Annotated in this window: 28 protein-coding genes and 3 pseudogenes; 5 read left to right on the forward strand and 26 right to left on the reverse strand. The window is 71.8% G+C overall.

Translation table 11 applies throughout. The features are described 5' to 3' along the window. Positions 1–27: 27 nt before the first annotated feature. The 10 genes and pseudogenes from U6N30_RS14750 to U6N30_RS14795 form a co-directional block, all read right to left on the reverse strand. Positions 28–180, reverse strand: a complete 153-nt coding sequence (locus U6N30_RS14750; RefSeq protein ID WP_324278688.1) for a hypothetical protein — start codon at positions 178–180, stop codon at positions 28–30. After that, entirely contained in the window at positions 177–413 is a 237-nt protein-coding gene (locus tag U6N30_RS14755) for a hypothetical protein (RefSeq protein ID WP_324277857.1), read from the reverse strand. Before U6N30_RS14755 ends, U6N30_RS14750 begins: the two co-directional genes overlap by 4 nt. Continuing rightward, complete coding sequence (locus U6N30_RS14760) at positions 338–1,306, reverse strand: branched-chain amino acid ABC transporter permease (protein ID WP_324277858.1); 969 nt, start codon at positions 1,304–1,306, stop codon at positions 338–340. The genes U6N30_RS14755 and U6N30_RS14760 overlap by 76 nt, the downstream gene beginning before the upstream one ends. Beyond that, positions 1,299–1,472: a hypothetical protein gene (locus U6N30_RS14765; RefSeq protein ID WP_324277859.1), complete on the reverse strand. Its 174-nt coding sequence runs from the start codon at positions 1,470–1,472 to the stop codon at positions 1,299–1,301. The genes U6N30_RS14760 and U6N30_RS14765 overlap by 8 nt, the downstream gene beginning before the upstream one ends. Positions 1,473–1,572: 100 nt before the next feature. Beyond that, positions 1,573–2,187, reverse strand: a complete 615-nt coding sequence (locus U6N30_RS14770; RefSeq protein WP_324277860.1) for a branched-chain amino acid ABC transporter permease — start codon at positions 2,185–2,187, stop codon at positions 1,573–1,575. Continuing rightward, positions 2,184–2,417, reverse strand: a complete 234-nt coding sequence (locus tag U6N30_RS33885; protein WP_422678113.1) for an ABC transporter ATP-binding protein C-terminal domain-containing protein — start codon at positions 2,415–2,417, stop codon at positions 2,184–2,186. The genes U6N30_RS14770 and U6N30_RS33885 overlap by 4 nt, the downstream gene beginning before the upstream one ends. Positions 2,418–2,480: 63 nt before the next feature. Next, a pseudogene (locus U6N30_RS33890) lies at positions 2,481–3,139 on the reverse strand (ABC transporter ATP-binding protein); the annotation flags it as partial. 56 nt (positions 3,140–3,195) lie between these two features. Continuing rightward, positions 3,196–3,801 carry an ABC transporter ATP-binding protein gene (locus tag U6N30_RS14785; RefSeq protein WP_479690607.1) on the reverse strand — a complete coding sequence of 202 codons (606 nt, stop codon included), beginning with the start codon at positions 3,799–3,801 and terminating at the stop codon, positions 3,196–3,198. Between the two features lie 120 nt (positions 3,802–3,921). Then, complete coding sequence (locus tag U6N30_RS14790; protein WP_324277861.1) at positions 3,922–5,700, reverse strand: feruloyl-CoA synthase; 1,779 nt, start codon at positions 5,698–5,700, stop codon at positions 3,922–3,924. 48 nt (positions 5,701–5,748) lie between these two features. Then, positions 5,749–6,981 (reverse strand): thiolase family protein, encoded by a 1,233-nt coding sequence (locus tag U6N30_RS14795; RefSeq protein ID WP_324277862.1) that lies wholly within the window; start codon positions 6,979–6,981, stop codon positions 5,749–5,751. Between the two features lie 44 nt (positions 6,982–7,025). On the opposite strand from U6N30_RS14795, the gene U6N30_RS14800 reads away from it, so the two are divergent. Further along, a complete protein-coding gene (locus U6N30_RS14800) occupies positions 7,026–7,499 on the forward strand; it encodes a helix-turn-helix domain-containing protein (RefSeq protein WP_324277863.1) in 474 nt (157 codons plus the stop codon). Positions 7,500–7,605: 106 nt separating this feature from the next. Here the strand turns inward: U6N30_RS14800 and U6N30_RS14805 are convergent, their stop codons facing one another. Then, on the reverse strand, positions 7,606–8,028 hold the full coding sequence (locus U6N30_RS14805) for a MarR family winged helix-turn-helix transcriptional regulator (protein WP_324277864.1): 423 nt from the start codon (positions 8,026–8,028) through the stop codon (positions 7,606–7,608). Positions 8,029–8,074: 46 nt separating this feature from the next. Continuing rightward, positions 8,075–8,410: pseudogene (locus U6N30_RS14810) on the reverse strand (hypothetical protein); the annotation flags it as partial. Here U6N30_RS14810 and U6N30_RS14815 point away from each other — a divergent pair. Then, entirely contained in the window at positions 8,399–8,596 is a 198-nt protein-coding gene (locus tag U6N30_RS14815) for a hypothetical protein (protein WP_324278689.1), read from the forward strand. The pseudogene U6N30_RS14810 and the gene U6N30_RS14815 sit on opposite strands and share 12 nt — an antisense overlap. Before the next feature lie 141 nt (positions 8,597–8,737). Here the strand turns inward: U6N30_RS14815 and U6N30_RS14820 are convergent, their stop codons facing one another. The 10 genes and pseudogenes from U6N30_RS14820 to U6N30_RS14860 form a co-directional block, all read right to left on the reverse strand. Then, positions 8,738–9,178 (reverse strand): ester cyclase, encoded by a 441-nt coding sequence (locus U6N30_RS14820; protein ID WP_324277865.1) that lies wholly within the window; start codon positions 9,176–9,178, stop codon positions 8,738–8,740. A gap of 338 nt (positions 9,179–9,516) precedes the next feature. After that, positions 9,517–9,924 carry a type II toxin-antitoxin system VapC family toxin gene (locus U6N30_RS14825; RefSeq protein ID WP_324277866.1) on the reverse strand — a complete coding sequence of 136 codons (408 nt, stop codon included), beginning with the start codon at positions 9,922–9,924 and terminating at the stop codon, positions 9,517–9,519. A gap of 4 nt (positions 9,925–9,928) precedes the next feature. Next, positions 9,929–10,162: an AbrB/MazE/SpoVT family DNA-binding domain-containing protein gene (locus U6N30_RS14830; RefSeq protein ID WP_324277867.1), complete on the reverse strand. Its 234-nt coding sequence runs from the start codon at positions 10,160–10,162 to the stop codon at positions 9,929–9,931. 240 nt (positions 10,163–10,402) lie between these two features. Beyond that, positions 10,403–10,702, reverse strand: a complete 300-nt coding sequence (vapC, locus tag U6N30_RS33895; protein WP_422678114.1) for a type II toxin-antitoxin system VapC family toxin — start codon at positions 10,700–10,702, stop codon at positions 10,403–10,405. 94 nt (positions 10,703–10,796) lie between these two features. Next, on the reverse strand, positions 10,797–11,009 hold the full coding sequence (locus U6N30_RS14835) for a type II toxin-antitoxin system VapB family antitoxin (protein ID WP_324277868.1): 213 nt from the start codon (positions 11,007–11,009) through the stop codon (positions 10,797–10,799). Positions 11,010–11,292: 283 nt separating this feature from the next. After that, on the reverse strand, positions 11,293–13,071 hold the full coding sequence (locus tag U6N30_RS14840) for a glutamine synthetase family protein (protein ID WP_324277869.1): 1,779 nt from the start codon (positions 13,069–13,071) through the stop codon (positions 11,293–11,295). Between the two features lie 178 nt (positions 13,072–13,249). Further along, entirely contained in the window at positions 13,250–14,158 is a 909-nt protein-coding gene (locus tag U6N30_RS14845; protein ID WP_324278316.1) for an NAD-dependent epimerase/dehydratase family protein, read from the reverse strand. 137 nt (positions 14,159–14,295) lie between these two features. Then, entirely contained in the window at positions 14,296–15,486 is a 1,191-nt protein-coding gene (locus U6N30_RS14850; RefSeq protein ID WP_324277870.1) for an acyl-CoA dehydrogenase family protein, read from the reverse strand. Next, positions 15,456–15,689 carry an acyl-CoA dehydrogenase family protein gene (locus tag U6N30_RS33900; RefSeq protein ID WP_422678115.1) on the reverse strand — a complete coding sequence of 78 codons (234 nt, stop codon included), beginning with the start codon at positions 15,687–15,689 and terminating at the stop codon, positions 15,456–15,458. The genes U6N30_RS14850 and U6N30_RS33900 overlap by 31 nt, the downstream gene beginning before the upstream one ends. A 117-nt stretch (positions 15,690–15,806) precedes the next feature. Beyond that, a pseudogene (locus U6N30_RS14860) lies at positions 15,807–16,228 on the reverse strand (acyl-CoA dehydrogenase family protein); the annotation flags it as partial. A 104-nt stretch (positions 16,229–16,332) separates the two neighbouring features. Between U6N30_RS14860 and U6N30_RS14865 the strand changes: the two are divergent. Next, on the forward strand, positions 16,333–17,151 hold the full coding sequence (locus tag U6N30_RS14865) for a hypothetical protein (protein WP_324277873.1): 819 nt from the start codon (positions 16,333–16,335) through the stop codon (positions 17,149–17,151). 44 nt (positions 17,152–17,195) lie between these two features. Here U6N30_RS14865 and U6N30_RS14870 read toward each other — a convergent pair whose 3' ends face one another. The 3 genes from U6N30_RS14870 to U6N30_RS14880 all read right to left on the reverse strand — a co-directional run bounded on the left by U6N30_RS14870 (position 17,196) and on the right by U6N30_RS14880 (position 20,811). Then, the gene (locus U6N30_RS14870) at positions 17,196–20,000 is read right to left on the reverse strand and encodes a TSUP family transporter (protein ID WP_324277874.1); all 2,805 of its coding nucleotides are present in this window, start codon (positions 19,998–20,000) and stop codon (positions 17,196–17,198) included. 156 nt (positions 20,001–20,156) lie between these two features. Then, positions 20,157–20,459 carry a CPBP family glutamic-type intramembrane protease gene (locus tag U6N30_RS14875; protein WP_324277875.1) on the reverse strand — a complete coding sequence of 101 codons (303 nt, stop codon included), beginning with the start codon at positions 20,457–20,459 and terminating at the stop codon, positions 20,157–20,159. Between the two features lie 88 nt (positions 20,460–20,547). Then, positions 20,548–20,811, reverse strand: a complete 264-nt coding sequence (locus tag U6N30_RS14880; protein ID WP_324277876.1) for a hypothetical protein — start codon at positions 20,809–20,811, stop codon at positions 20,548–20,550. Between the two features lie 62 nt (positions 20,812–20,873). Between U6N30_RS14880 and U6N30_RS14885 the strand changes: the two genes are divergently transcribed. Next, a complete protein-coding gene (locus tag U6N30_RS14885) occupies positions 20,874–21,209 on the forward strand; it encodes a hypothetical protein (protein ID WP_324277877.1) in 336 nt (111 codons plus the stop codon). A 10-nt stretch (positions 21,210–21,219) separates the two neighbouring features. Next, positions 21,220–21,456 carry a DUF6186 family protein gene (locus U6N30_RS14890; protein ID WP_324277878.1) on the forward strand — a complete coding sequence of 79 codons (237 nt, stop codon included), beginning with the start codon at positions 21,220–21,222 and terminating at the stop codon, positions 21,454–21,456. Positions 21,457–21,497: 41 nt separating this feature from the next. Here the strand turns inward: U6N30_RS14890 and U6N30_RS14895 are convergent, their stop codons facing one another. Continuing rightward, positions 21,498–23,111, reverse strand: a complete 1,614-nt coding sequence (locus tag U6N30_RS14895) for a phospholipase D-like domain-containing protein (RefSeq protein ID WP_324277879.1) — start codon at positions 23,109–23,111, stop codon at positions 21,498–21,500. Positions 23,112–23,116 lie beyond the last annotated feature (5 nt).

Raw genomic sequence — 23,116 nt, forward strand, 5'->3', positions numbered from 1 at the left:
TCGCGGCGAACACCGCGGTCAGGTCCATCAAGGACCCCAACGTGATCGTGTCCTCGGTGACGCCGGGCGCCGCCGCACCACCGCCGCCGCCGCCGCCGCCCCCTGTTCCTCGGCCTTCCCACAGCTGGTCGCGGCCAGCGCGAGCGCCAGACAGGTGCTCGTGATCAGTGGTCTCTTCATCGGGCCAGCTCCTTGGTGGTGGACGGATCGGACATCGGGTGGTCGGGATCGGTCGCTTCGCCCGTCCCGCGGCGGCGCAGCCGGCGCGCCAGACCGGCCAACCCGTCGTGGGCGAAGAGGAGGATCAGGATGATGGCGAGGCCGTAGATGATCCGGCTCAGGTCGGCAGCGCTGATGCCGCTGGTCCCGGGCTGAGCCAGCAGCGGCAGCAGGTCGCTGTAACGGTTGAGCACCAGGGGCAGCAGGGTGACGAACGCGGCTCCGGCGACCGCTCCCCGACGGAGCCGATTCCACCGATGACGATCATCACCAGGAACTCCACGGACATGAGCAGGCCGAAGCTCTCCGGCACGATCCGGCCGAAGACCAGGGCCATCAGCACCCCGCCTAGGGCGGCGTACATCGACGAGACGATGAAGGCCGCCGCCTTGAACCGGGCGACGTTCACGCCCATCACCCCGGCGGCGACCTCGCTGTCGCGGATGGTGGCCAATGCTCGCCCGGGTCGGCTCCGCACGAGGTTGTGCGCACACCACCAGGCGACGGCGACGAAGAGCAGCCCGAGGTACCACAGCCGCTCCAGCTCCCCGTAGCGCACGCCGAGGACGACCAGGTCCGCCGGGCTGCTGTCGCTGAAGGTGAACCCGAAGATGCGGAACGGCTCGGCATTGCGCCCGTTGTAGCCGCCGGTCACGGGGGTGGCGTTGAAGAGGATGTGCTGACCGAGGAACACCAGCCCCAGCGAGGCCAGGCCGAGGTAGATGCCCCGCAGCCGGCCCGAGATCGGGCTGAACAGCGCACCGGCGAGCGCCGCGGTCAGCACCGCCCCGAGCAGTGCCAGGACCGGCGGCCAGCCCAGGCCCGAGGCCAGGGTGGAGGCGGGATCCCCGGCCAGGTAGCTGTAGCCGTACGCCCCGATGGCCACGAAGAACGCATGGCCGAGGGACAGCTGTCCCGACCGTCCGACGAGGAGGGTCAGCCCGATCGCACTGATGATCGCGGCCATCGCGAACAGGCCCGACTGCAGCCAGAAGCTGCGCAGACTCAGCGGAGCGGCGAGGGCGATGACGACGAGGACGACCAGCGCCAGCCGACGCCCCAGCCGGACCCTCTGCGGCCTAGACACGGGCGACCTCCTTCGTGCCGAACAGTCCGGAGGGGCGCACCAGCAGGACCAGCAGCATCACCGCGTACGGGGTCACCTGCGCCAGGTCGCGCCCGAGGAAGGTGAGATCACCCTGGTAGCCCGCGGACAGCGTCGTCACCACGCCGATGATGAGGCCACCGACCACGGCGCCCGGGAAGGAATCGAACCCCCGAGCACCCAGGCCGGAATCGCCGCCAGCGCGACCAGGCCCACCGTGGGGCTGATTCCCGGCGAGGGGAAGGAGGTCAGGAAGATCCCGGCCACCGCCGCCAGTGCCCCGGCAACCCCCATGCGGTTGCGGCCACCCGGTTGAGGCTGATGCCCATGAGGTCCGCCGTCCCACCGTCCGCGGCCGCGGCGCGCATCGCGATCCCCGAGGCGGTGAACTTGAAGACGGCCCAGAGCACGGCGACCACGACGACCGTGACCAGGAACGCGATCACCCGGGACAGCGGGATGGTGGCGCCGGCCAGGGCGACGGTGTCGGTCCCCCAGGGCGCTCCGGTAGTGAGGGTGGACGTACCCATCTGCCGGGTCAGTTCGGTGAGCATGAGGACGTCGACCCCGAGGGTCAGGATGGCGAGCGTGCCGAGGTCGGCCGCGCGCACCCGTCGCATGATCACCACGTCGATCACCACGGCGGCCAGTGCAGCGGCCAGGATGCCGAACAGCAGCGCGAGCCAGAAACCGATCTCGTCGTGAGTGGTGCCGACGACGAAGGCACCGAGCAGCAGGACCGAACCGTGCGCGAAGTTCAGCACGTGGGTGGCCTTGAAGATCATCACGAAGCCGAGCGCGATCAGCGCGTAGATCGCGCCGAGCGACAGTCCGTTGATGATCAGGCCGAAGAAGTTGCTCACTGGCGCTCCTCCTGCTGCTCGCCGAGATAGGCCCGGAGGACGTCGGGATCGCTCTGCACCTCGGCCGGCGTGCCGTCGGCGATCCGCTTGCCGAAGTCGAGCACCGTGACGCGGTCGGCCAGTCCCATGACAAAGCGCATGTCGTGCTCGACGAGCACGATGGAGATGCCGAGCTCGTGCTGCACCGTGCCGATCGCCTCCTCCATCGCCAGCGATTCGGTGAAGTTCATGCCGGCGACCGGCTCGTCGAGCAGCAGCAGTCCCGGCTCCGCGCACAGCGCCCGGGCCAGCTCGACCCGCTTGCGGTCGCCGTAGGGCAGGTCGCTGACCGGGTGGTGGAGGTTGCGCCCCAGACCGATCAGCTCGGCCGTCCGCACCACCTCCGCCTCGTGCTCCGCCGCCTCCCGTCGCGCCCGGGGCAGCCGCAGCGCCGCCGACACGAAGCCGGTCCGCATGTGCCGGTGGCGGGCGACGAGCAGGTTGTCGAGCACGGTCTCCGTCGGGGACAGCGCCATGTTCTGGAACGTGCGCGAGATGCCGAGAGCGGCGATCTGGTGGCGGGGCAGGCGGGTCAGGGCGTCCTCCCCGTAGCGCGCGCTCCCGCCGTGGCGGCGTAGACGCCGCTCAGCACGTTGAGGCAGGTGGACTTCCCTGCGCCGTTGGGCCCGATGAGGGCGTGCAGCGACCCGGACGCCACGGTGAAGGACACATCGGTCAGCGCGGTGATGCCCCCGAACCGCACCGTCAGCCCTTCGACGACGAGGTCCCGCACCGACGCGCCGGCGGCTGCGGTGGGCGTTTCCGTGACAGCGGGTGTCACTGCCGCCTCGGCTCCCACGCCGAGGTAGCGGTCCCGGACCTCGTCGGTCCGCGCGAGCTCCGCCGCAGGGCCTTCCAGTGAGATCTGTCCGACCTCGAGCACGAAGGCGTGGGAGGCCACCCGCAGTGCCATCGCCGCGTTCTGCTCGACCAGCACGACGGCGGTTCCCTGCCGGTTGATCTCGCTGATCACGTCACCGATCTGCTCCACGATGAGCGGCGCCAGGCCCAGCGATGGCTCGTCGAGGAGGAGCACCCGGGGTTGCCCATCAGCGCGCGTCCGATGGCGAGCATCTGCTGCTCACCGCCGGACAACAGACCGGCCCGCTGCCGGCGCCGTTGCTGCAGGATGGGGAAGAGGTCGTACACCTTCGCCCGGGCCTCGTCGCGGGCCTTCGCGTCGCGGGCCGCCGTCCCGCCGGCGCTCAGGTTCTCCTCGACGGTCAGCGGCGCGAACACCCGCCGTCCCTCGGGAACCTGCAGCACGCCCTTCCGCACCACGGCGGAGGCACTGCGCACGTCCAGCGGGCGTCCCTCGAAGTGGATGGTGCCGGAATCGACCGTGCCACCTTCCCGCCCGAGAGCTCCGGAGATCGCGCGCAGCAGGGTGCTCTTCCCTGCCCCGTTGTTGCCCAGCACCGCCACGATGCCGCCGTCCGGGACCCACATGGAGACGCCCCGGAGTGCCTGCACGGAACCGGCATAGGAGACGTGCAGGTCGCGCACCTCGAGCAGGGCGTCGCGTCCGGCAGCCGTGGACCGGGTCGGCACGCTGGAGCCGGAAGCGTCAGCCACGCGCACACCGTGCCACCGACACCGGCGCCCGGCCGCCGGACCGGAACAAGCGTTTCCGTACTGCAATACGGGCCGACGCGGACCCGGAGGTCGGACGAGGGACGAGCGGACGGACGGCGTTCATGCGCGCTCGACCACCCGCGATGGGCGCGGCTCAGCCGACAGCAGGGCCACCAGGTCGGCCCGCCGATCGCGGACCGCAGCCTGGTTGACGTAGCCCTTGTCGGTGATCTCCCCGGCGTCAAGCTGTGGCGGCTCGGTCAGGATGAGCATGCGGTCCACGCACTGCGAGGACCCGCCGCCCTCGGCGGCCAGGCGCTGCATCGTGGCGGCGAGGTCGGCGCGCAACGCGTCGTCCGGGACGCCGTTCTCGTCGACCCGACCGGCGTGGTCGGGGTGCAGCCACACCATGGCGGTGACGCGGTCCCCGTCCTGCCCGCAGATCACTGCGTCGGTGAGCAGTCCGGAGGAGGCCGACAGCAACGCCGGGCGCAGCGTGCCGACGCTGACGAACGTGCCGGTGGAGAGCTTGAAGTCCTCGGCGATCCGGCCGCGGAAGAGCAGTCCCGCGGTGACGTCCTGGGGGTCCGCGAGCGTCACGGCGTCCCCGGTGCGGAAGAACCCGTGCTCGTCGAAGGCCTCGTCCGTGAGGTCCGGCCGCTGGTGGTAGCCGGGGGTGACGTTTCCGCCGCGGACACGCACCTCGGTCTTGCCGCCCACCGGCACGAGCGCCAACTCCAGGCCGGGAAGTGGGACCCCGAGCACGTCGCTGCGCGTGATGGGGAAGTGCGCCGAGGTGGCCGCCGGTGAGGTCTCGGTCAGCCCCCAGGACGTCGTCATCTGCATGGCCGAGCCGTGGCTCGCGGCCAGTGTGGTGATCCGGTCCCACAGCTGCTGGGGCAGCGCGGCCGCGGCGAAGAAGCCGAGCCGCAGCCGGCTGAAGAAGGCCTGGGCCGCTGCTGCGTCCCGTTCGAGCTCCGGCAGCAGGGCGGCGTAACCGGCGGGCACGTTGAAGTAGATCGTCGGTCGCGCGTCGGCCAGGTTGCGCACCGTGCGGGCGACCAGGCCGGGTGCGGGCCGGCCGTCGTCGATCCACAGCGTCCCGCCGTTGGTCAGGACCATGTTGAGGTCGTGGTTCCCACCGAAGGTGTGGCTCCACGGCAGCCAGTCCAGGAGCACCGGCGGCTCCTCGTCCAGGAACGGCCACACCTGGCGCATCTGCTGCTGGTTGGCCGACAGCATGCCGTGGGTGTTGAGGACGCCCTTCGGTGTCCCGGTCGAGCCGGAGGTGAAAAGGATCTTGGCCACGTCCTCCCGGCGCAGCGCAGCGCACCGCCGGTCGACCTCCTCGGTCGGCTCGGCGCCGAACCCGTCGAGCGGTACGGACCCCGCCACGTCGCCGTCGCGGCTGAGGACGACACGGTCGCCTCGCACCGCGTCGACCGCACGGGCGAACGAGGCGTCCTCGGCCACGACGAGGCCGGGCGCGGCGACCTCGGCCATCGCCTTCAGCTTGGCGTGGTCGGCGCTCTGCAGGGAGTAGGCGACGCTGGTCGACACCACCGGGGTGCCCACGGTCATCGCGGCGAGCATGACCGCCAGGTGGAACCGGCTGTTGCCGGACAACACCATGACCGGTCGGTCGCCCAGCCCGCGGTCGATCAGGCCCTGGGCCAGCCGGTCGACCAGCGCGCGCATCTCACCCCAGGAGAGCCGCTCCCAGGACTCGCCCGACCGCTCGGCGACGAGCAGCCGGTCGGGATGGATCTCGCTGTGCGCCCGGAAGGAGTGCACGAGGCTGACGCGGTGCTCGGCCAGCGGCTCCGTCGAGCGGAGCAGCAGCCGGCCGTCAGCGGATTCCTCCGCCTCGATGCGCGGGGTGGAGAAGGTGGTGGTCATTCCGTCTCCCAGGGGTGGCGAGACGCCTCGCCGGGTGGGTGATGGTCATCAGTCGGTGACTTCGAGGACGAGCGCCGCCCCCGTGTCGCCGGCGGCGCACCCGGTGAACAGGCCGATCCCGCCACCCCGGAGGCGGAGCTCCTCGATGAGCTCGGCGACCGATCGCAGCCCCGTCGGCCCCTGTGGGTGACCGAAGACGAGGCTGCAGCCGTAGGTGTTCATGGCCTCGGGCTTCACGCCGGTCTCCCGGGCGAAGTACAGGTCGTTGACGGCGAACGGGTTGTGCGTGGTGATCGCCTGGACGTCGCCGAAGTCGAGTCCTGCCGCCTGCAGCGCCGAGCGCGCCGCCGGGACCGGCGCCTTCGGCATACGGCTCTTGGCCACCCGGGCGAAGCCGCTGCCCAGGATGCGGACGATCCCCTCCCCCGAGAGCTCTCGCGCACGGGCCGCCGTCGTGACGACCGCGCCGGCACACCCGTCGGCCGGGTGCGTCTGGGAGGCGAACGTGTGCAGGGCTTCCGCCGCAGCCGGGGGCAGGCCCGCGATGCCGTCGCGCGTCTTGGGACGGATCCCCTCGTCCGCGTCGAGCGTCAGGGAGCCCTTGCGCTGCGGGATTTCCACCGGCACCTGGTAGCGACGCTGGAACGCCCGGTCATCGGCGAGGCCCGCGGCATACTGCTCCCAGCGCAACGCCGTGAGGTCGTCGAGCTCGGAACGGCCGGCCCCCATCTCCGCGGCGACCGCTTCGGCCGCCGCGAGCATGCCGGCGCCGGCCCAGGGGTCGCGGGCGAAGCTGTCGAGCACCCAGTGCGAGGTGACCGGCGCCCCGCCCATGCCGCTCGGGGCCGGCCAGGACAGCGTCGGGCCGTTCGAGATGCGGTCGGTCGCCACGACCAGCTGCGGCCCGGCACCGGCGCCGACGGCACCGGCGGCCGCGTGCAGGGCAGCGACGCTGGTGGCGCAGGCCTGGCTGACCATGGGCCCGGACAGCCCGGTCGCGCCGAGGCGCGCGGCCAGCGTGGGGGCACCGTAGAAGATGTCGCGCTGCGGCACCGTCCAGCCGAGCACCACCCCGTCGAGAACCGCGGGGTCGACGCCGCGGTGGGCCAGCGCCTGCTGCGTCACCGCGACCGCCAGGTCGAGGCTCGAGACCTCGGCGAGGCTGCCCTGCCACTTGGCGAACGGGGAGGACCAGGCATGGCCGAGCGGGATCGCGACGTCGGTGTACTGCACAGAGCCCCCACGGGTAGAAAATGTGATCCGCGTCATCCACTCACGCATTGGCCGACCGGTCAAGATGGACGGGCGTCTAATAGAGTGGACGCATGGAAGACCTGGAGATGCTCGGCCGCAACGTCCGGCGCATCCGCGGCGAACGTCAGCTGAGCCTGGGCGCACTCGCCCAGAAGTCGGGTCTGGCGAAACAGACACTCGCCAACCTCGAGGGCGGCGGCGGCAATCCCACGGTCGACACGCTCCTGCGGGTGGCGCGCGCCCTCGGCGTGGGGGTGAACTGGCTGGTCACCGAGTGGGGCAGCCCGGTTCTCATCCAGCGGCGGAAGGACGGGATCTGGGACCCCGCAGGCTCCGGCCGGCGCCGGATTCTCGACCACATCCATGGCAGCGGCGACGTGAACACCGCGATCGTGGAACTGACCGACGCACGGGACGTGGCACCGCCCCTCTCCCCGGCACCCTCCACCACGTCTACGTCATCTCGGGGAGCGTCGTCGCCGGCCCAGCCGAAGACTCCCGCCGTCTCGACTGCGGAGACTTCATCCGCTTCCCCGCGGACATGAAGCACGTGCTGCGAGCGGCCTCGGGTGGTGCGCTCGTGCACGTGGTCACGACAGTTCCCCAGGTCCAGCAGTTCAGCCCCAGCTGATCCTGCGCACGGGGAAGCGATCAGCCGGGAAAGTGCACGACCCGGGAGAGCAGCGACCGCAGGGTGGCCTGCTCCTCCTCATCCAGGCAGCTGAGTTGCCGCTGCTGGCCGGCGGTGGCCAGCGTCGCAGCCTGCCCGAGAACCCGACGGCCCCGCGGGGTGCCCGCCACCAGCTTGGCGCGGCGGTCGGTCGGTGAAGGGAGCCGCTCGACCAGTCCGGCGGAGCTGAGCTCGTCGACCAATTGGACGACCTGGCTGGGATCGAGACCCAGCACCTCGGCGAGGTCGCGTTGCGACCACCCTCCGGGAGGAACACAGGCCAGCTCCAGCACGGAGTAGGCGCGCACCCGGAGCCCGCTCTCGATCAGGGCAGCGTTCGTCGCCCGGATGACCAGTCCACTGGCCCGCGACAGCAGGAAACCCAGGTCCTCGGTCAAAGCCATGGCACCGGCGCCCTCCCATTTCATTGACAATCTCCACGATATCGCTCTAGCGTCGCGGATGGATGAGCCGCCGCGTGCGCGGAGCGCTTGCACCAGAGGCCCGGGCGCGGCGCCTCCCCATCTCGTACGTACGTCGTGCATCTCTGCTTGAGTGCAGTGACGCCGCTCCGCCGCCGATGAGTTCCTTGAGCGGGTGCGTGTCGATGTCGACGGCCTGTTGAAGGAGTCGGCAGAACAGCAGGCCGCGGGCCTTCGATGTGCGCCGATTGAATCGGAACGTGAACCCGTCGAGGTAATACGGCAGGTGCTGACGACTAACTCGATAATGCAACGTGCCGGCAGTCCAGCGCTTGAGCAACGAGGACACCAGGTGTGGACCAGGCTCGGCATCTGGGACTCGTCGTCGGCGCTGAACGCCTTTGCCTACGGGCGGCCTCTGCACATGGCAGTCATTGAGCGAACCCGCCAGGAGGGCTGGTACGCGGAGGAGCTGTCCGCCCGCTTCGCCGTTCGGTCGTCCTCCGGCACGATCGCCGGCGTCGACCCGCTGGGACCGGGACCCCGCTGACCTGCCCTTCCGCGCCGGCCAGGTCGCCCAGCACTGGATCATGTGCCGCCATCACCGGCACAGGTTGCTTCGGCGCAGCCCCCGTCCCGAGCCACGGGCGGGGGCTGCGGCGAGCGGGAGCTCAGCTGGTGAACGCGCTCTTCACCTTGTCGACCACGCTCTCCTGGCCGCCTGGAGCCGCGCCGATCTGCTGCATGATGCCGAGTTCGTCGGTGCTCCCCCACCGCTCGACGATCTGGCCGTTCTCGAACCGACCGATCTGCACTCCTCGTACCTCGATCCGCCTACCGGTCGCTGTAATGCCGTGGAACTCCCCTGATGGGTGCCCGTCAGCGTGTAGGCGAACGCGATCTTGTCCTCGTCGACGACGTTGACCAGCGGTTCGAGATGAGCATCCGGGAAGGCGGTGCTCAGGGTGTGGAAAAAGGTGCGGTAACCCTCCCGGCCAGGGCCCTGGCCGGGTGCCGGGTCGTGGTCGACGGCGTCCACGGCGAACAACGTGTCCACGAATGCATCGACGTCACCGCTGTTCAGCAGAGCTGCAGCCTTCTCCTGGGTCGAGACGTTCTGTTGAGGGTTCATCGTGCACCGCTACCCACGGTTCCCGAGGAGGGAAACGGACACCGGGCCCCCGGCCGGTGCCTCCGCTCGCCGAACCGGCCAGCACCCGCAGGAGGTTCGTTGCCTGCTGCCAGGTCGATGGTCGCGCTCGTGGTCAGCCCCCACGAGAGACGTCTACGGACGTAGCCTGTCGCCCCTCGGACACCAGATCGGACCTCCGCGGCTGTCGGGCCGGCCGGTTTCCAGTGTCTGATGACGGCCCGTCCGCTGGATGCCATCAGCCGGCCGGCCTTGCTTCTCCGACGCCCGTCGGTCGTTGCCTCATGGGCGAGGGCCGGGTTAGCCCGGGGCGCTTCCGCTCAGTCGATCATCTCGACCGACACGTGCAGTGTGCGGTAGGTGTCGAGCGCACGACGGTCGCGGCTGATCAGCGTGAGCCCGTGTTCGGCGGCCGCCGCCCCGACCAGCGCGTCGTAGACCGAGCCGCCGGCGATGCGCAGATCGGCCAGCGTCGCGAGCAGGACGGCGGTCCGCTCGCTGCTCAAGAAGCGACTGTGCGGGAAATTGGCCGCCAACAGCCGGTGCGCAGCCCCTGGGACCAGTCGGGACGCCGACGGCAGGCGGGTCAGGACCGAGAAGGTCTCGAACGCGGCGTGGCCGGCCAAGCCGAGCTGCCGATCGGCCAGCGCAGAGAAGGTCGCTTCGTGATGCTCGTGATCCTGGACGAGGAAGGCGATCGCGGCACTGGTGTCGAGCAGATCGGGCACGGAGCTACCGCTGGTCGGCATCGCGCAGCGACTGGACCCGGTCGTCATCGAGCGCATCACCGCTCGGCGGCACCGTGAGTCGACCGTCGCGCTCGGTCAGCCGATCGCGGGCCAGAGGTTCCACCCGCAGCGTCGCGCCCTCGACGCGGACGTCGACCTCCCCGGGGACCAGGCCGATGCGTTCGCGCAGCTCCTTGGGGATGACCAGGCGTCCCGCCTTGTCGATGGTCGTGCGCATGCCACGACGCTACCATCTGCGTGGGATTACCACCCGGCGACGCGTTCAGGCGTTCACGCGGTCGCCGAGTCAGCTGGTGTCCAGGTGCAGTGCCCGGAATTGCCGCTGACGGCGATCCGGCTGGGGATGGGTCCCCGCCGAGGGCGGTGTGGGTTCGGTGGTGGTCCTAGGGGACAGCGAGAAGGGGAAGGCCGCGGTGCGCTCGGCCGAGGTGTCGAAGGAGCGGATGCAGGCCCAGCGTCATCGCGAATCCGAGGGCACGTCCACGACCCCACAGACGCGATCGACATCGACATCCTGTGCGAGCACGCTGGCTCCGCTGCGCCAAGCCACCGCGACGATCAAGCAGTCCAAGAGTCCGCGAGGGGTCACCCCGACGCGACGGCAACGCCGATAGACGCGGGCCGCCGCATCGAAGTCCGCAGCGGGCTCGAGCGCCAGGAGATGACAGCGCAACAGCAACCGCCGGAGATCATCTGCCCGTCGGTCATCGCGTGCGCCGGCAAGTACCTCCATCAGCACGGGCTCGGTGACGGCCAGGGGCCGTCGGAGGCGATCAACTCAGTCATCCGCCGGTCCACGGCGCTGCCCGTCGCCCGGTCGAACTCCACCCAGGCCGAGGTGTCGGCGAGGATCACACGGCGCCGCGTGGTGCGCGGTCTTCCGGAACGTCCTGCATGGCTCGGGCGCCGCGCATGGACAACGCCTCATCGCGGCTCATCGGCTGACCAGCCAGGTGCCGCAGCGCGAGGTCGACCGCCTCCGTCTTGGTCCTCACTGCGTAGCGGGTCATCACGACCTGCACCAGTTCGTCCTCGATCTCGATATTGGTCCGCAGCCGCGCCATACACCTATCATACACGTTGCGTGTACCGGAGGTGTACCACCCGCGCGCCGGCGGTCACGTGGTCGTCCGAGCGCGCCACGGGACCGAGGGCGTGTCACGGCGGCTCGAGACGGGTTGCGCACCTGCGGCACTCGCGAAGCTCGCCCGTCGCGAGCGGCCCAGGATGCAGAAGATGTCGACCGGGACGCTGGAGGACTTCGGCAGGTATGCGACACCGTCGTCGATCCGCGGAGTCTGCTGGTCGCCCTTGGTCGGTGCGCTTCTCTACTCCTTTCGACATGTATCAGGGATCGCGTTGACTGCGCCGCCGCTGGAAATCCGGGAGGAGGAGGGTGCACCCCATCCCCTTCGAGTCGCGCCGGACCGCCGCCGCGAGCCGCTCGGCTCCGGACAGCGCCGGGACCGATCGGGTGCGAACCAGGCAATGGTTCATTGCCGGACGAGCCGCACGGCCCGCTCGTCGAGTCCGGAGCCCGCGCCTGGGGGACGATCGGAAACCGCACGATGGCTCGGACTCCGACACGGGGTCCGCCGGCGGACTCGCGCGGTCGACGGGCGCCCCGGACTGCCGGCCCGTGAGCCGGTCACGGTCAGCCGACGTGCCAGTACCGGCGGACGAGCTCGTCACGGGCGGCGTCGTCCCGAGCGAAGTCACCGGCGGCATGGTCGGCTTCGCGCAAGCCCGCGAGGACGGCGTCGACGAGCGCGCCGGGGAAGACCCCGTCGGCCTCGAACACCTTTCGGTCGCAATCGAGCGCGTCAGCCGATTCCGCGCACGAGGTCGGCAGCTGCTCGAAGTCGTCGTGGTCGGCGGTGCTGAGCCGCGCGGCCAGCTCCAGGCTGTCAGGATCACCGAGCCCGCGCCTTGCCGCGACGGCCATGCCGGCCAGCAGCAGGTGCACGTCGGCCGAGCCGTCGCCGACCCGGAGCTCGACGGTCTGGGGATGCGTGGCGGGCTCGGGGACGGGCCCGGCGTGGCCCGGGTTGGCGTGGGCGACCATCTCGGGCAGCACGCCCCGTTCCAGGCCAGGGGAACACGGACCAGACCGGTGCGGTCCTTCTCGCCCCAGCAGATGTCCCCGGGTGACTCGTCGCCGTCGGCGAACCGCAGGTAGGACGTGGGGACCGTGTTCCCGAAAGCGGTGAGCGCGCTGGCCGCCGCGAGGTAGCCGGCGACCAGCCGACGCCCGGCGTCGTTGATTCCGTCCTCGCCGACGATGGCGCTGGCGCCGTCGCGCACCAGCCGGCTGTGGATGTGCAGACCGTTCCCTGCGCCCTTGCTGCTCACCGATGGGGCGAACGTCGCCTCCAGACCGTGCGCGTGGGCGACCTCGCGCACCACCCACTTCGCCAGGACGAGGTGGTCGGCGGCCCGCTCCACGGGCACGGGCTGCAGCTCGATCTCGTGCTGCACCAGCTGTCGGTCGTCCTCCAGGATGTTGCCGACCTCCCCGTGGGCGTACTTCAGCGGCACCCCCATGGCGCTGAGGTGCCCCAGCACCTGCTCCCGGATCCGCTGCCCCTTCGAGAAGGGGCTCGACTCCTGGTAACCGCGCTCCTCTTCGACGGGGTAGATCCGCTCGCGTTCGTCGACCAGGTAGTACTCCAGCTCGCCGAAGGCCTCGAGCGTCATGCCGGTCTCCTGGGTGAGCGCCTCGGCAGCCCTCCGGACGACCTGCTCGCGCGCGTAGGACAGCGGCTTGCCGTCCTCGTCGTAGAAGGAGCAGAGCACGTCGAGCGACGGCCGCTCGCCGAAGGGATTGAGGAAGGCGGTGCGGTGGCGCGGTACGACGTACACGTCGCTGGCACCGGTGTCCGTGCCGGCGAAGACACTCGAGCCGTCCACGCGCTCGCCGCGCACGAGGACCTCGATGAGGTGGTCGCGCGAGTTGATGGGGAAGGCCAGGGTCTTCAGACGCCCGTCCCCGCCGACGTAGCGCAGGTTCACCTGGCGCAGGCCCAGCTGTTCGATCGCCCGGACGAGGTCGCCGCCGGTGAAGTCGGCCGATGGCTTGCTGAGGAGGCGGACGATGGGGTGCGGTTCGAAGGCGTCGATGGGCATACGCCGTTCTACCAGCGTCGAGCCGGAAGGTTCCGGTGACGAGTGACGCTGCGCCGGTCCTGGGCGGTGGGTGGCCTTGCTCTGCTCCAGAACCACCCACGCGCACGGCGTGGCGAGACTCATCCGCCGCACGCGCTCGACCTCGGTGTGAGCGGCGGGCCCAGGGCGGGCGACGCGGTCAGGAACGCGTCGTCAGGCCCTGCCGCAGCTCGTCCATGGCCTGCGCGAGGCCCACTCGCGGCGTCCAGCCCCACCGGCGCGCGCGGTCGGTGAGCAGCTGCCCGGCCCAGGCCGGCTCGTCGGTCCACTCGGGTGCGACGCCCAGCGCGGCGCTCACCGTGCCGAGGTAGTCCCGCCACGTCGCCGGCTCGCCCGCGACGATGACCGGAGTCGTGCTCCCGGTCACGGGGCCTCGCTCCGGGTCGTCGGCGGTCGCGACGGCGCCCGTGGCGACGTCCGCGATCAGGGTCGCCAGGTCGTCGACGTGCACCCACGCCCAGCTCTGCGCCGGGTTCGCCCGGCGCTCACCGTTCCGGATCTCCTGCGGCCGCAGCGTGTTCCAGACCGACGTGTCGCCGGCGCCCAGGATCGCCGGAGGGCGGACCAGCACGGTCGTGAGCCCGCCGACCTGCGCCAGCGCGGCGTCGGTGGCGTTCTTGGTGTCGGGGTAGTCACCGCTGCCCTCGGGCAGGAGGGCACCGTCCTCGGCCACGTCCCCGACACCGGGAGAGCGGTCGTAGATCCCGGCCGTGGACACGTGCACCAGCCGGGCGACGCCGGCGTCCCGGGCGGCCCGGGCGAGGACCGGCGTGCCCTCGACCCCCACCCGGTGCTGCACGTCGCGGGGCGAGCCCATGGGGTGGACCGTCGTGACGACCGCGTCGGCGCCCTCGGTCACCTCGCGGGCGAGGCGCTCGTCGGCGAAGTCGCCGACGTGCTCGGTGACCCCGTCGATCGCGGGCGCGCTGCCGGCGCGGCGGACGACGGCGCGCACCAGCGCCGTCCGCGCGACGAGCGCCCGGCACACCGCGGTGCCCACCAGCCCGTTCGCACCGGTCACCACGACGACGGGAGAGGAGCTGACCATGCCGCCCACACTGCCAGCGACCGCACGACGGTGCTCGCCGTGCGGAGCGGCCGGTCACTGCTGCATGCTCGAGGTCGACCTCGAGCCGTGCGCGGGCCACGGCGTCCGCGGTCGGGCGAGCGAGGATGCGCGGACCCCTAACCTCCGGCCGTGGCCTCCGCCGGAGCCGGAGGCGACTCGAACTGCTCGTCGGCCGGCGGTGCATGCGTCGGCATCATCGGACCGTCACCCGCGGGGTCGAGCACGTCCTCCTCGAACCACGCGTACCGGCCGGAGAGCACCTGCTGCGCAGCCGAGTACTGGGCGTGGTCGTCGTTGGCCCACAGCTGCGCGAACAGCAGGTCGGCCCGACGGCGGGCCTGGCCGCAGAACAGGTCGGCCAGTTCCTGCGCCTCCTGCCGGCGCTCGGGCTGCTCGCGGCCGATGGTGTCCGCGTAGACGCACGCGCACGAGATCGCGTAGAGCTCGGCACCGATGTCGACGATCCGGCCGAGCAGGTGCCCCTTCTGCTCGAGTCGCGCCCGGTAGCGCCCCATCGCGTAGAACGTCGAGCGCGCGAGCTTGCGCGCGTGGCGCTCGACGTAGCGCACGTGCCCGGCCAGCCGACCGAACTCGGAGAACGAGCCGGGACGCTGGCCGGCGCCCATGGTCAGCGTCGGGAACCACCTCGCGTAGAAGCCACCCGCCCGCGCGGCGGCCTTCGCCCTGTCGACCGGACGGGCGTCGCCGAGGACCAGGTCCCCGGCCACCTTCAGGTGCTCGTCGACAGCCTCGCGGGCGATCAGCAGGTGCATGATCTCCGTGGAGCCCTCGAAGATCCGGTTGATGCGCATGTCGCGCAGCATCTGCTCGGCCGGTACCGGCTTCTCGCCGCGCCGGGCGAGCGACTCGGCGGTCTCGTAGGCGCGACCACCGCGGATCTGGACCATCTCGTCGACAGCGGTCCAGCCGAGTTCCGATGCGTACAGCTTGGCGAGGGCTGCCTCGATGCGGATGTCGTTGCGATTGTCGTCGGCCAGGCGGCTGGACACGTCGAGCACCGCCTCCAGACCGAACGCCGTGCCCGCGAGCCAGGCGAGCTTCTGCGCGATCGGGTCGTGCTCGCCGATGGGCCGCCCCCATTGCCTGCGCTCGGCCGACCACTCGCGAGCGATCTTGAGCGAGTGCTTCACCGCCGACGCGCAGAACGCCGGCAGCGAGAGACGGCCGGTGTTCAGCGTGGTGAGCGCGATCCGCAGCCCCTTGCCCTCGCCCCCGATGACGTCCTCGCGCGGCACGAAGACGTCGTCGAATCGCGTCACCGAGTTCTCGATCCCCCGCAGCCCCATGAAGTCGTTGCGGTGCTCGACCGTGATGCCGTCGCGGTCGCACGGGCAGAGGAACGCGGTGATGCCGCCCCGGTGCCCTCGGACTCCGGGACGACGGCCATGATCACGACGACGTCGGCGATCGCGCCGTTCGTGGCCCACAACTTCCTGCCGTTGATGAGGTAGCCGGCGCCGTCGCCGGTCGGGACCGCGGTCGTGCTCATGCGTGCTGGATCCGAGCCGACGTCGGGCTCGGTGAGCAGGAACGCCGAGACGTGGTCCCTGGCCAGCCGAGGCAGCCAGTGCCGCTTCTGCTCCTCCGAGCCGAACAGGCGCAGCGGCTCGGGCAGGCCGATCGACTGATGGGCGGAGAGCAGCGTGGAGATCGACGAGTGCCAGGTGCCCGCCATGGCCAGCGCCCTGTTGTAGTACACCTGGCTCAGCCCCAGCCCCCGTACTCCTCGGGGATCTTCATGCCGAGGGCGCCCAACTCCTTCAGGCCCTGGAGGACGCCGTCCGGGATCCTGGCGTCGCGCTCGATCTGCTGACGGTCGACCCGATCGGTGAGGAAGACACGGAGGCTGTCGAGGAACGCCTCGCCCTTCTCCACCGCTGCCGCGTCGGGCTGCGGCTGCGGGTGGATCAGGTCCAGCCGGAAATTGCCGAGGAACAGTTCCTTGCCGAACGACGGCTTGGACCATTCGGTCTCACGGCTGGCCTCGGCCACCTGCTTCGACTGCTCGTACGACGGGTGCGACGCCATGCACCACCATCACCCCTGTCTTCCCGCGAGACAACGCTTCTCGACGCCCCGGACGGCCCGCTCACCGACACCGGTCCGCACGAAGACGTGCGCGACGGCCGGGTGTGACCAGCGCTCGGGCGACGTCCCGGGAACCGTCGTGCGGCCTGGATGCGTTCACCTGGGGCCGGCACACCGACTGGATGAGGAGCCTCATGACCACCCCGCCGCCGACCGGCACCGCCATCGCCCTCGATGTGGGCGACGACGACGAACTGTCGTGGCTGCTGTCGCTGGACCCCACGGTGCTCGCTGTCCTCGGCGGCGTGCTGGTGGCGCTCCTCGTGATCACGGCGGTCGCCGGGTGGCTGGTGCTCAGGCGCCTCCGGCGCAGTCCGCTCGTGGCCCGTGGCCGGGAGCTCGCCTCGCGCGGCCGCGAGCTGGGCGTCCAGGGTGCCACCGCCGTCGCTGCGCGCCGCCTGCCACCGGGCCACCGGCGCTCGTCGGCGGAGCTCCAGCTGGAGATCGCCCGTGCCCGCGACCGGCTCCGCCACCAGGTGGCCACCGCTCAGGCCGCCGGTGCGCATCTCGGCGACGTAGCGGATCTGGTCCCGTCGCTGGAGGCCGAGGGGGTCGGCTCGAGCAGCGCCTGCGGCGCGGGCGCTGGTTCCCGATCCGACCGACCGGACCGATCCGGAGCCGGAGGCCCGCGCGTACCTCGCCACGATCGCCGACGTCTGCGACGCGGTGCTCCAGGCGGAGCGGGTGGCGTCGGCCGCCGGCCGGCCGACCATCGACGTCGCCGATGCCGTCAGCGCCCTGCGCGCGCACACGACGGCATACCACGAACTCCTCGCCCCGCCGGTGGCGTCTCCGCTGCCCCCGATCCCGTCCCCGTCGCCCGGGCGCCCGGTGAGAGGCCCCGCACAGACATGAGCGCGTAGCCGCTGCGCCGGCGCCTCACGGCGAGCCGATGGGCCGGGCTGCTTCAGCCCATGAGCGGACGGAGGTTCTCCACCCAGACGTCCCAGCCGAGCCGGCCGACCAACGCGGTGACGACGAGCAGGAAGACGATCCGGATGAAACGGCTGCCCCGGGCGGTCGCCATCCGGGAGCCGAAGTAGGCGCCGAGCATGTTGGCCGCCCCGAGCATGAGCCCCATGACCCAGAAGATCGCCCCGTAGGGGACGAAGAACAGCAGCGCCCCGAGGTTGGTGGCGACGTTGACGATCTTGGCCTTGGCGCTCGCGTTGAGGAAGTCGTAGCCGAGCAGCGACACCATGGCGAACACGAGGAAGGACCCGGTGCCCGGACCGAGGATGCCGTCGTAGAAACCGATGCCGGCGCCCAGGCCCGCGGCGACGACGTGGTGGCGTCGCCCGCTGTGGCGCAGTGCGGTCACCTCGCCGAGCGAGGGACGCAGCACGGTGAACACCGCGATCGCGATCAACGCGGCGACGATGATCGGCTTGAACACGCTGGCCGGCAACGCAGCCGCGACCGAGGCCCCCGCGAAGCTGCACACCAGCGCCACCGCGGCCATCGGGAGGGCGGTCCGCAGATCCGGGTGGACGCGGCGGTAGTAGGTGACGGCGCTCGTCGTGGTGCCGAAGATCGAGGCCAGCTTGTTCGTCGCGAGAGCCTGGACGGGACTCATCCCGGGGACCAGCAGCAGCGCAGGCAGCTGCAGGAGCCCGCCGCCACCGACGACGGCGTCGATCCACCCGGCCGCGAGGGCAGCGACCAGGACGAGGAGGAGGACGCCGGGGTCAGTCCCTCGGGCAGCAGGTCGGCCGGGAACGCATCCGTCATCCCGGTCCTGACCTCCAGCTCCGCGAACCCGTCCCGGACCCGGTCTCGGGACCGCAGTCTGTGGGAGAGTCTCCGTCACCACACCGGCACCGCGTCCGCGCGACGGGTGAGAGATCGGCGACTCCCCGCGAGGCGTCGACGCCCACTGCGCGGGGCGACTAGCGCGCGCCCTCGTCGATTCCTGCTCCTGCGTGCTGGCGATCCAGTCGTCGACGGTCTCCCACCAGTGGTACAGCCAGTCGGTCTGCTCCGCCTCGTCGCGGGGCACGTCGGCGGCGGGGACGAACCACCAGCGCAGGTGCAGGGTCTTGTCCATCGGCAGCTCCCGCCACAGGTCCCGCACCGTGCTCAGGTGCTCCAGCCCGGTGTGGGCCACGAAGACGACGTCGGCGTGCGGAGCGGCGTGCAGGGCCGCCCGGACACCCGCCGGGCGCGGTGGCAGGACGTGCCGCATCGTCTCGGCCCGGCGCATCGCGCTCAGCAGCCCACGGTCGCGGAGCCGCTGGATGGCCCGGAACCGGCGACGCGGGGTGAAGTTCGCGCCCTCCGGGAAGATCAGCAGCGCGTCCTCCTCCCCCAGGTCGCGGGCGAGATCGGCGATGGCCTGCGCGGAGCCGGCTCCGGCCGCCGGATCGGCCCCGACGAAGTGGTTGGGCAGCCGGTTGAGGTAGACGTCGATCAGCGGCTCCAGCTGCAGCACGTCCTTGAGCACGATCCGCGGCTGGCGCAGGTGGTCCCGGTTCATGAGCGTGTGCACGAGCAGGAACGAGTCGCCCGGACCGGCATGGCGGGAGAGCACCACCATGGCGTTCGTCGAGCCCGGCACCCCGTCGTCGAGCGGCGACCAGGACGTCCCGTCGGTGACCAGCCGGAGGGCGAACAGCCGCTGCGCCACCCGCATCAGCGAGGCCAGGAACAACCGCAGCACGGTGTAGTGGGCCGCGCGCGATCTCGGGCTGTCCAGCCGGCGGCCGAAGCCGCTGCACACCCAGAGCACCGCTGCGGCCAGGAGTCCGGCCACCTCGAGCGCGAGGTAGGCGAGCGCGAAGCCCAGGAGCCGCAGTGCGCGCCACCGTCCCGGCACGAAGACCGAGACGACGGCGGCCACCAGGACGAGCACGGGCAGGAGGAGGACCGCGGCCACCAGCGCGGCGACGAGGAGCGGACCGGTGACCCGGCGGACGGGGCGCGGCGGCAGCACCTCAGCAGCCCCCGTTCCCCGGCGCGCCGGGTCCAGCCAGGTAGTCGGCGGCCGCCTGGTGAGCCCGCTCGATGCGGGTGACGACGCCGGAGAAGTCCCGGTACCGCAGGTTGGCGGTGCCGGGCGGGGCGTCCCCGAGGGCAGCAGGTGAACCGTCACGCCCGGTGGGAGCGCGGCCAGGTCGGCGGCGAACCGGTGGCGGCGGGCGATCTCGAAGGCGACCGTGGCGACCTCCCACGGCCGGGTCGGCGGGTGCAGCGGACGGTCGATCCGGCCGACGTGCAGCACGTAGACGGTGTCGGCTCCGAGCGCGACCGCCCGGCCGACCGGGATGCTGTGCACCAGCCCACCGTCCAGGTAGTGCTCGCCGTCGAGCTCGACCGGCGGCAGCAACCCGGGAACCGCGCAGGAGGCGAGGACGGCGTCGACCAGGGCTCCGTCGGTGAACCAGTGCTCGGCCGCCCGCTCGATGCTGGCCGCCACGCACTGGAAGGGCACCTGCAGCTCGGCGAACGTCCGCGCCGGCAGATGCGCTGCGAGGAGATCCCGCAAGGGCTCTCGCGGGTGCACGTGCGTGCGGGTCCGCACCAGGGTGCCCATCCGGGACAGCACGGAACCGGCGAAGACTCCCTGGGAGGTCAGCTCCTCCCACAATCGGCGCAACCGCTCGGCCCCCTCGGGCGTGGGGTCGCCCGCGGCGAGCGCACCGTTGATCGCGCCCACCGACGTGCCCACGATGAGGTCCGGGCGGATCCCGTGCTCGAACAGGGCGCGCAGCATCCCCACCTCGGCCGCGCCGAGCACTCCCCGCCACCGAGGACGAAGGCCGTGTCGCCGTGCCGGCCCGGCACTGGTGTCGACGCCATGGTGGCATCGTGCCAACCAGCGAGGACGCCGGCGCGGAGTGGGCCCGCGTCCGCCGGACCACGGCCGCTCTCACCGCCATCGGTGCGCGACGACAGCGGCCAGGGCGCCCAGGGAGTTGGTCGCCAGGTGGAGCAGCGCGGGCGCCAGCAGGCTTCCGCTGCGCAGGCGCAGCCAGGTGAACACGCCACCTGCGACGGCCGTGACCAGACAGCCCAGCCCCACGGCGACGACCCGCTGCACCGGTCCGTCGACCAGGTCGTTGGCGGCCAGGGCCCCGAGGGTGGGGCGGATGTGCCAGATGCCGAAGACGACCGCGGACATCACCGCCGCGGCGCGCACCGACACCACGCGGATCAGCGCGGCCAGCAGCACCCCCGGAAGGCGACCTCCTCCCACAGCACCGTGCCGAACGGGATGCGGACGAGCACCTGGTAGGCGATCGCCTCCCCGTCGAGGCCGGTCATCCGGGCGTCGTCGAACAGTGGGCGGAGACGGGGAACGGCGACCGCCACCGCGTAGCTGCTCGCGACCACGGCGGCGCAGGCTGCCCCCACCCGAGCCCGGCGCGCAGACGATGCCGCGCCAGTCCCAGTTCCTGCCAGGACAGACCAGTGACCCGAGCCATCACCAGGAGCACGCCCGTGGCCGCGACGTTGGCCGCGACGTAGGACCCGGGGTATCCGGGAAGCCGGGTCACCACGACGTTGTTCCAGGCGCAGAGCACCAGGACGAGCGGCGTCGCGAAGGTCAGTACCCTCCGCCGGCCCGGTGGGTGAGCATGCACGGGTGGTGTCTGCCCGCTCCGCCCGCCGGCTCACCCCTCCCGCGGTCGCGATCTCCTGCGTCACCGCCGTCATGTTCTTCGGGGAGCTGACGACCGGCGCGCTGCTCGCCGTCGGCGCCGCCGGCGTGCTGGCCGTGGGCGTGGGACTGGCCCGGCATGCCGGCGAGGACGCGCCACCGGTCGGCCACCGAGGTCTGCCGTGGCTGGGATGGCTGGCAGCAGCACTGGCCTGGGAGGTCGTCACCCTGCTCGACGACGACCTCGCGACCGTGAGCGATCTCGCCGATCCCTGCTCGCGCACCCGCTCCTCCGGGGAGCTGCCACCGCGGGCTGGCTGACGGCCGGCGCGTGGCTGATCACCCGGCCCTCTCACCGGCGGCGGCGACCATGAGCGACATCCTCGTGGGCGTCCTCGCGGTGGTCGCGCTGGCGGTCGCCGGTGCGGCCCTGGAGGTCTCGGCCCGCCGTGGGCGCGGCGGGGCGACCGTCGCGCAGGCCATCGGCGCAGCCATGCGCACCACCCCGGGTCGAGTAACGGTGCTCGCTGCCTGGCTCTGGCTGGGGGTGCACTTCCTGGCTCGCTGAACGCCGCGACCCCGACGGCAAGGACGCCGCCCGGCGGTGCGTCAGGTGCGCACGCGGTTCCGTGGCCGCCGCCGGCGGGCGAAGAACCGCTCCACGCGGCGCCACCGGTTCGGCGTCCTCTCCGGATCCATCACCTCCGACTCGGCGAGGGCCTGGTCGACCGGTCCCAGCTCCGGCGGCTCGAAAGGCACCAGCGAGCGACCGGTCGGCCGGCGCAGCCGCTCGATGCCCTGCACGAGCGAACCCGTCTCGGCGATCGCCGCGGCGACGTCGTCCGGCCTGCAGCCGAGGTGCTCGCCGAGCAGGCGATCGCGGAAGCCGACGATGGTCCCGGCGAGCCGGTCGGCTCCCGGCCGTCCCTCCACCGCCTCGATGGCCAGGTCGCACTCGGTGTCCAGGCCCATCGAGCGGTTGTTGACGTTGCTGGAACCGATGCGCAGCAGGCGGTCGTCGATCACGGTCACCTTGGCGTGCACGTAGATGTGCTCGCGCTGCTCGGTCACCGGCGTGTAGATCCGGAACCGGTCGTGCACGTCGGCCTCGCGGATGATCTCGAGCACCCGGGCACGGGCGGTGCCCATCGCCTTCTCCGAGAGCCAGCCGTCGGCGGTCCACGGGTTGAGCACGACCACGTCCGGACCGTCGGCCTCGGCCAGGCGCTGGGCGACCGCCTCGGCGATCCGGCGGCTGGCGAAGTACTGGCTCTCCACGTAGATCGAACGGCGCGCGCCGGCGATGGCGGCCAGCCACAGCAGCTCGACCTCGTGCACCAGGGATTCGTCACCGTGCTCGGGACGGGTGCGGGAGATCGCGACGTCGACGTCGGTGAGCAGGGGCTCGACGTCGTCGGGCCAGCACTCCCTGCCCTCGGGGAGAGGCTCGAGCCGCTCCCCGGTGCCGCTCTCCCACCGCTCGCGGGCGAGCTCGGCGAGGGCGTGCGCGGCGGGCCCGGTCATGATGCTGGTCGCGTCGTGCCACGGGCCGGTCGGCCGGCCCTGGGCGCGTCCGGTGGCCGGACGATGACGGTGCGGGTTGCCGTCGGTGTGATCGGAGGTGTCCCAGCGGTCGGCGGTGATGTCGATGCCGCCGGCGAAGGCCAGGCAGTCGTCGATGACCACGATCTTCTGGTGGTGGGCACCACCGACGGGATGGTGGGTGTCGACGGCGAAGGTGAGCCGGTCGGGCGTGCGCCGGTCGAGCAGCACGATGGGCTTGAGGCCGCGGCCGAGCGCCCGCAGCATGCCGAGGTCCCACTGGAGGAGGCCGATCTCCAGCCGCGGGTTCTGGCTCACCGCCTGGTCGAGCACCGCGCCCAGCCGGTCGTCCTTCGGCCGGCCGCCGTCCAGCGGGTCGAGCCGGATCCGTGGGTCGAAGTCCCAGCCGATGAACAGCACCCTCCGCTGGGCGCCGAGCACGGCACGCTTCAGGGTGGCGAAGTAGCCGGCCGCGTCGACGAAGATGGCGAAGCGGTCGGCCCGCTCGATCCGCCAGCAGGTCTCCCCGGGAACCAGCAGCGGCGCGCCCTGCTCGGGGCGGGCGTCGTCGCGGCCGTCGCGCAGAGGGGCACCGCGATACCGGGCTCGGTATCGGGATCGGTGGTCGCCTGGCCGCTGTCCATCACCCCGGCAGTGTGCCCGCTGCCGGGGATGGAGCAAACGAC

This window comes from Blastococcus brunescens, from assembly GCF_035320885.1.
Classification (GTDB): Bacteria; Actinomycetota; Actinomycetes; order Mycobacteriales; family Geodermatophilaceae; genus Blastococcus_B; species Blastococcus_B brunescens.

Coding starts and splice junctions, on each gene's coding strand:
- U6N30_RS14820 (WP_324277865.1), bottom strand. CDS start 9,178: ATGAACCCTCAACAGAACGTCTCGACCCAGGAGAAGGCTGCAGCTCTG.
- U6N30_RS14870 (WP_324277874.1), bottom strand. CDS start 20,000: ATGCTGCGCGCCCTGTTCGAGCACGGGATCCGCCCGGACCTCATCGTG.
- U6N30_RS14830 (WP_324277867.1), bottom strand. CDS start 10,162: ATGCGCACGACCATCGACAAGGCGGGACGCCTGGTCATCCCCAAGGAG.
- U6N30_RS14840 (WP_324277869.1), bottom strand. CDS start 13,071: ATGCCCATCGACGCCTTCGAACCGCACCCCATCGTCCGCCTCCTCAGC.
- U6N30_RS14835 (WP_324277868.1), bottom strand. CDS start 11,009: ATGGCGCGGCTGCGGACCAATATCGAGATCGAGGACGAACTGGTGCAG.
- U6N30_RS14795 (WP_324277862.1), bottom strand. CDS start 6,981: ATGCGTGAGTGGATGACGCGGATCACATTTTCTACCCGTGGGGGCTCT.
- U6N30_RS14805 (WP_324277864.1), bottom strand. CDS start 8,028: ATGGCTTTGACCGAGGACCTGGGTTTCCTGCTGTCGCGGGCCAGTGGA.
- U6N30_RS14750 (WP_324278688.1), bottom strand. CDS start 180: ATGAAGAGACCACTGATCACGAGCACCTGTCTGGCGCTCGCGCTGGCC.
- U6N30_RS33885 (WP_422678113.1), bottom strand. CDS start 2,417: ATGAACTTCACCGAATCGCTGGCGATGGAGGAGGCGATCGGCACGGTG.
- U6N30_RS14800 (WP_324277863.1), top strand. CDS start 7,026: ATGGAAGACCTGGAGATGCTCGGCCGCAACGTCCGGCGCATCCGCGGC.
- U6N30_RS33900 (WP_422678115.1), bottom strand. CDS start 15,689: ATGAGCACGACCGCGGTCCCGACCGGCGACGGCGCCGGCTACCTCATC.
- U6N30_RS14850 (WP_324277870.1), bottom strand. CDS start 15,486: ATGGGGCTGCGGGGGATCGAGAACTCGGTGACGCGATTCGACGACGTC.
- U6N30_RS14845 (WP_324278316.1), bottom strand. CDS start 14,158: ATGGTCAGCTCCTCTCCCGTCGTCGTGGTGACCGGTGCGAACGGGCTG.
- U6N30_RS14790 (WP_324277861.1), bottom strand. CDS start 5,700: ATGACCACCACCTTCTCCACCCCGCGCATCGAGGCGGAGGAATCCGCT.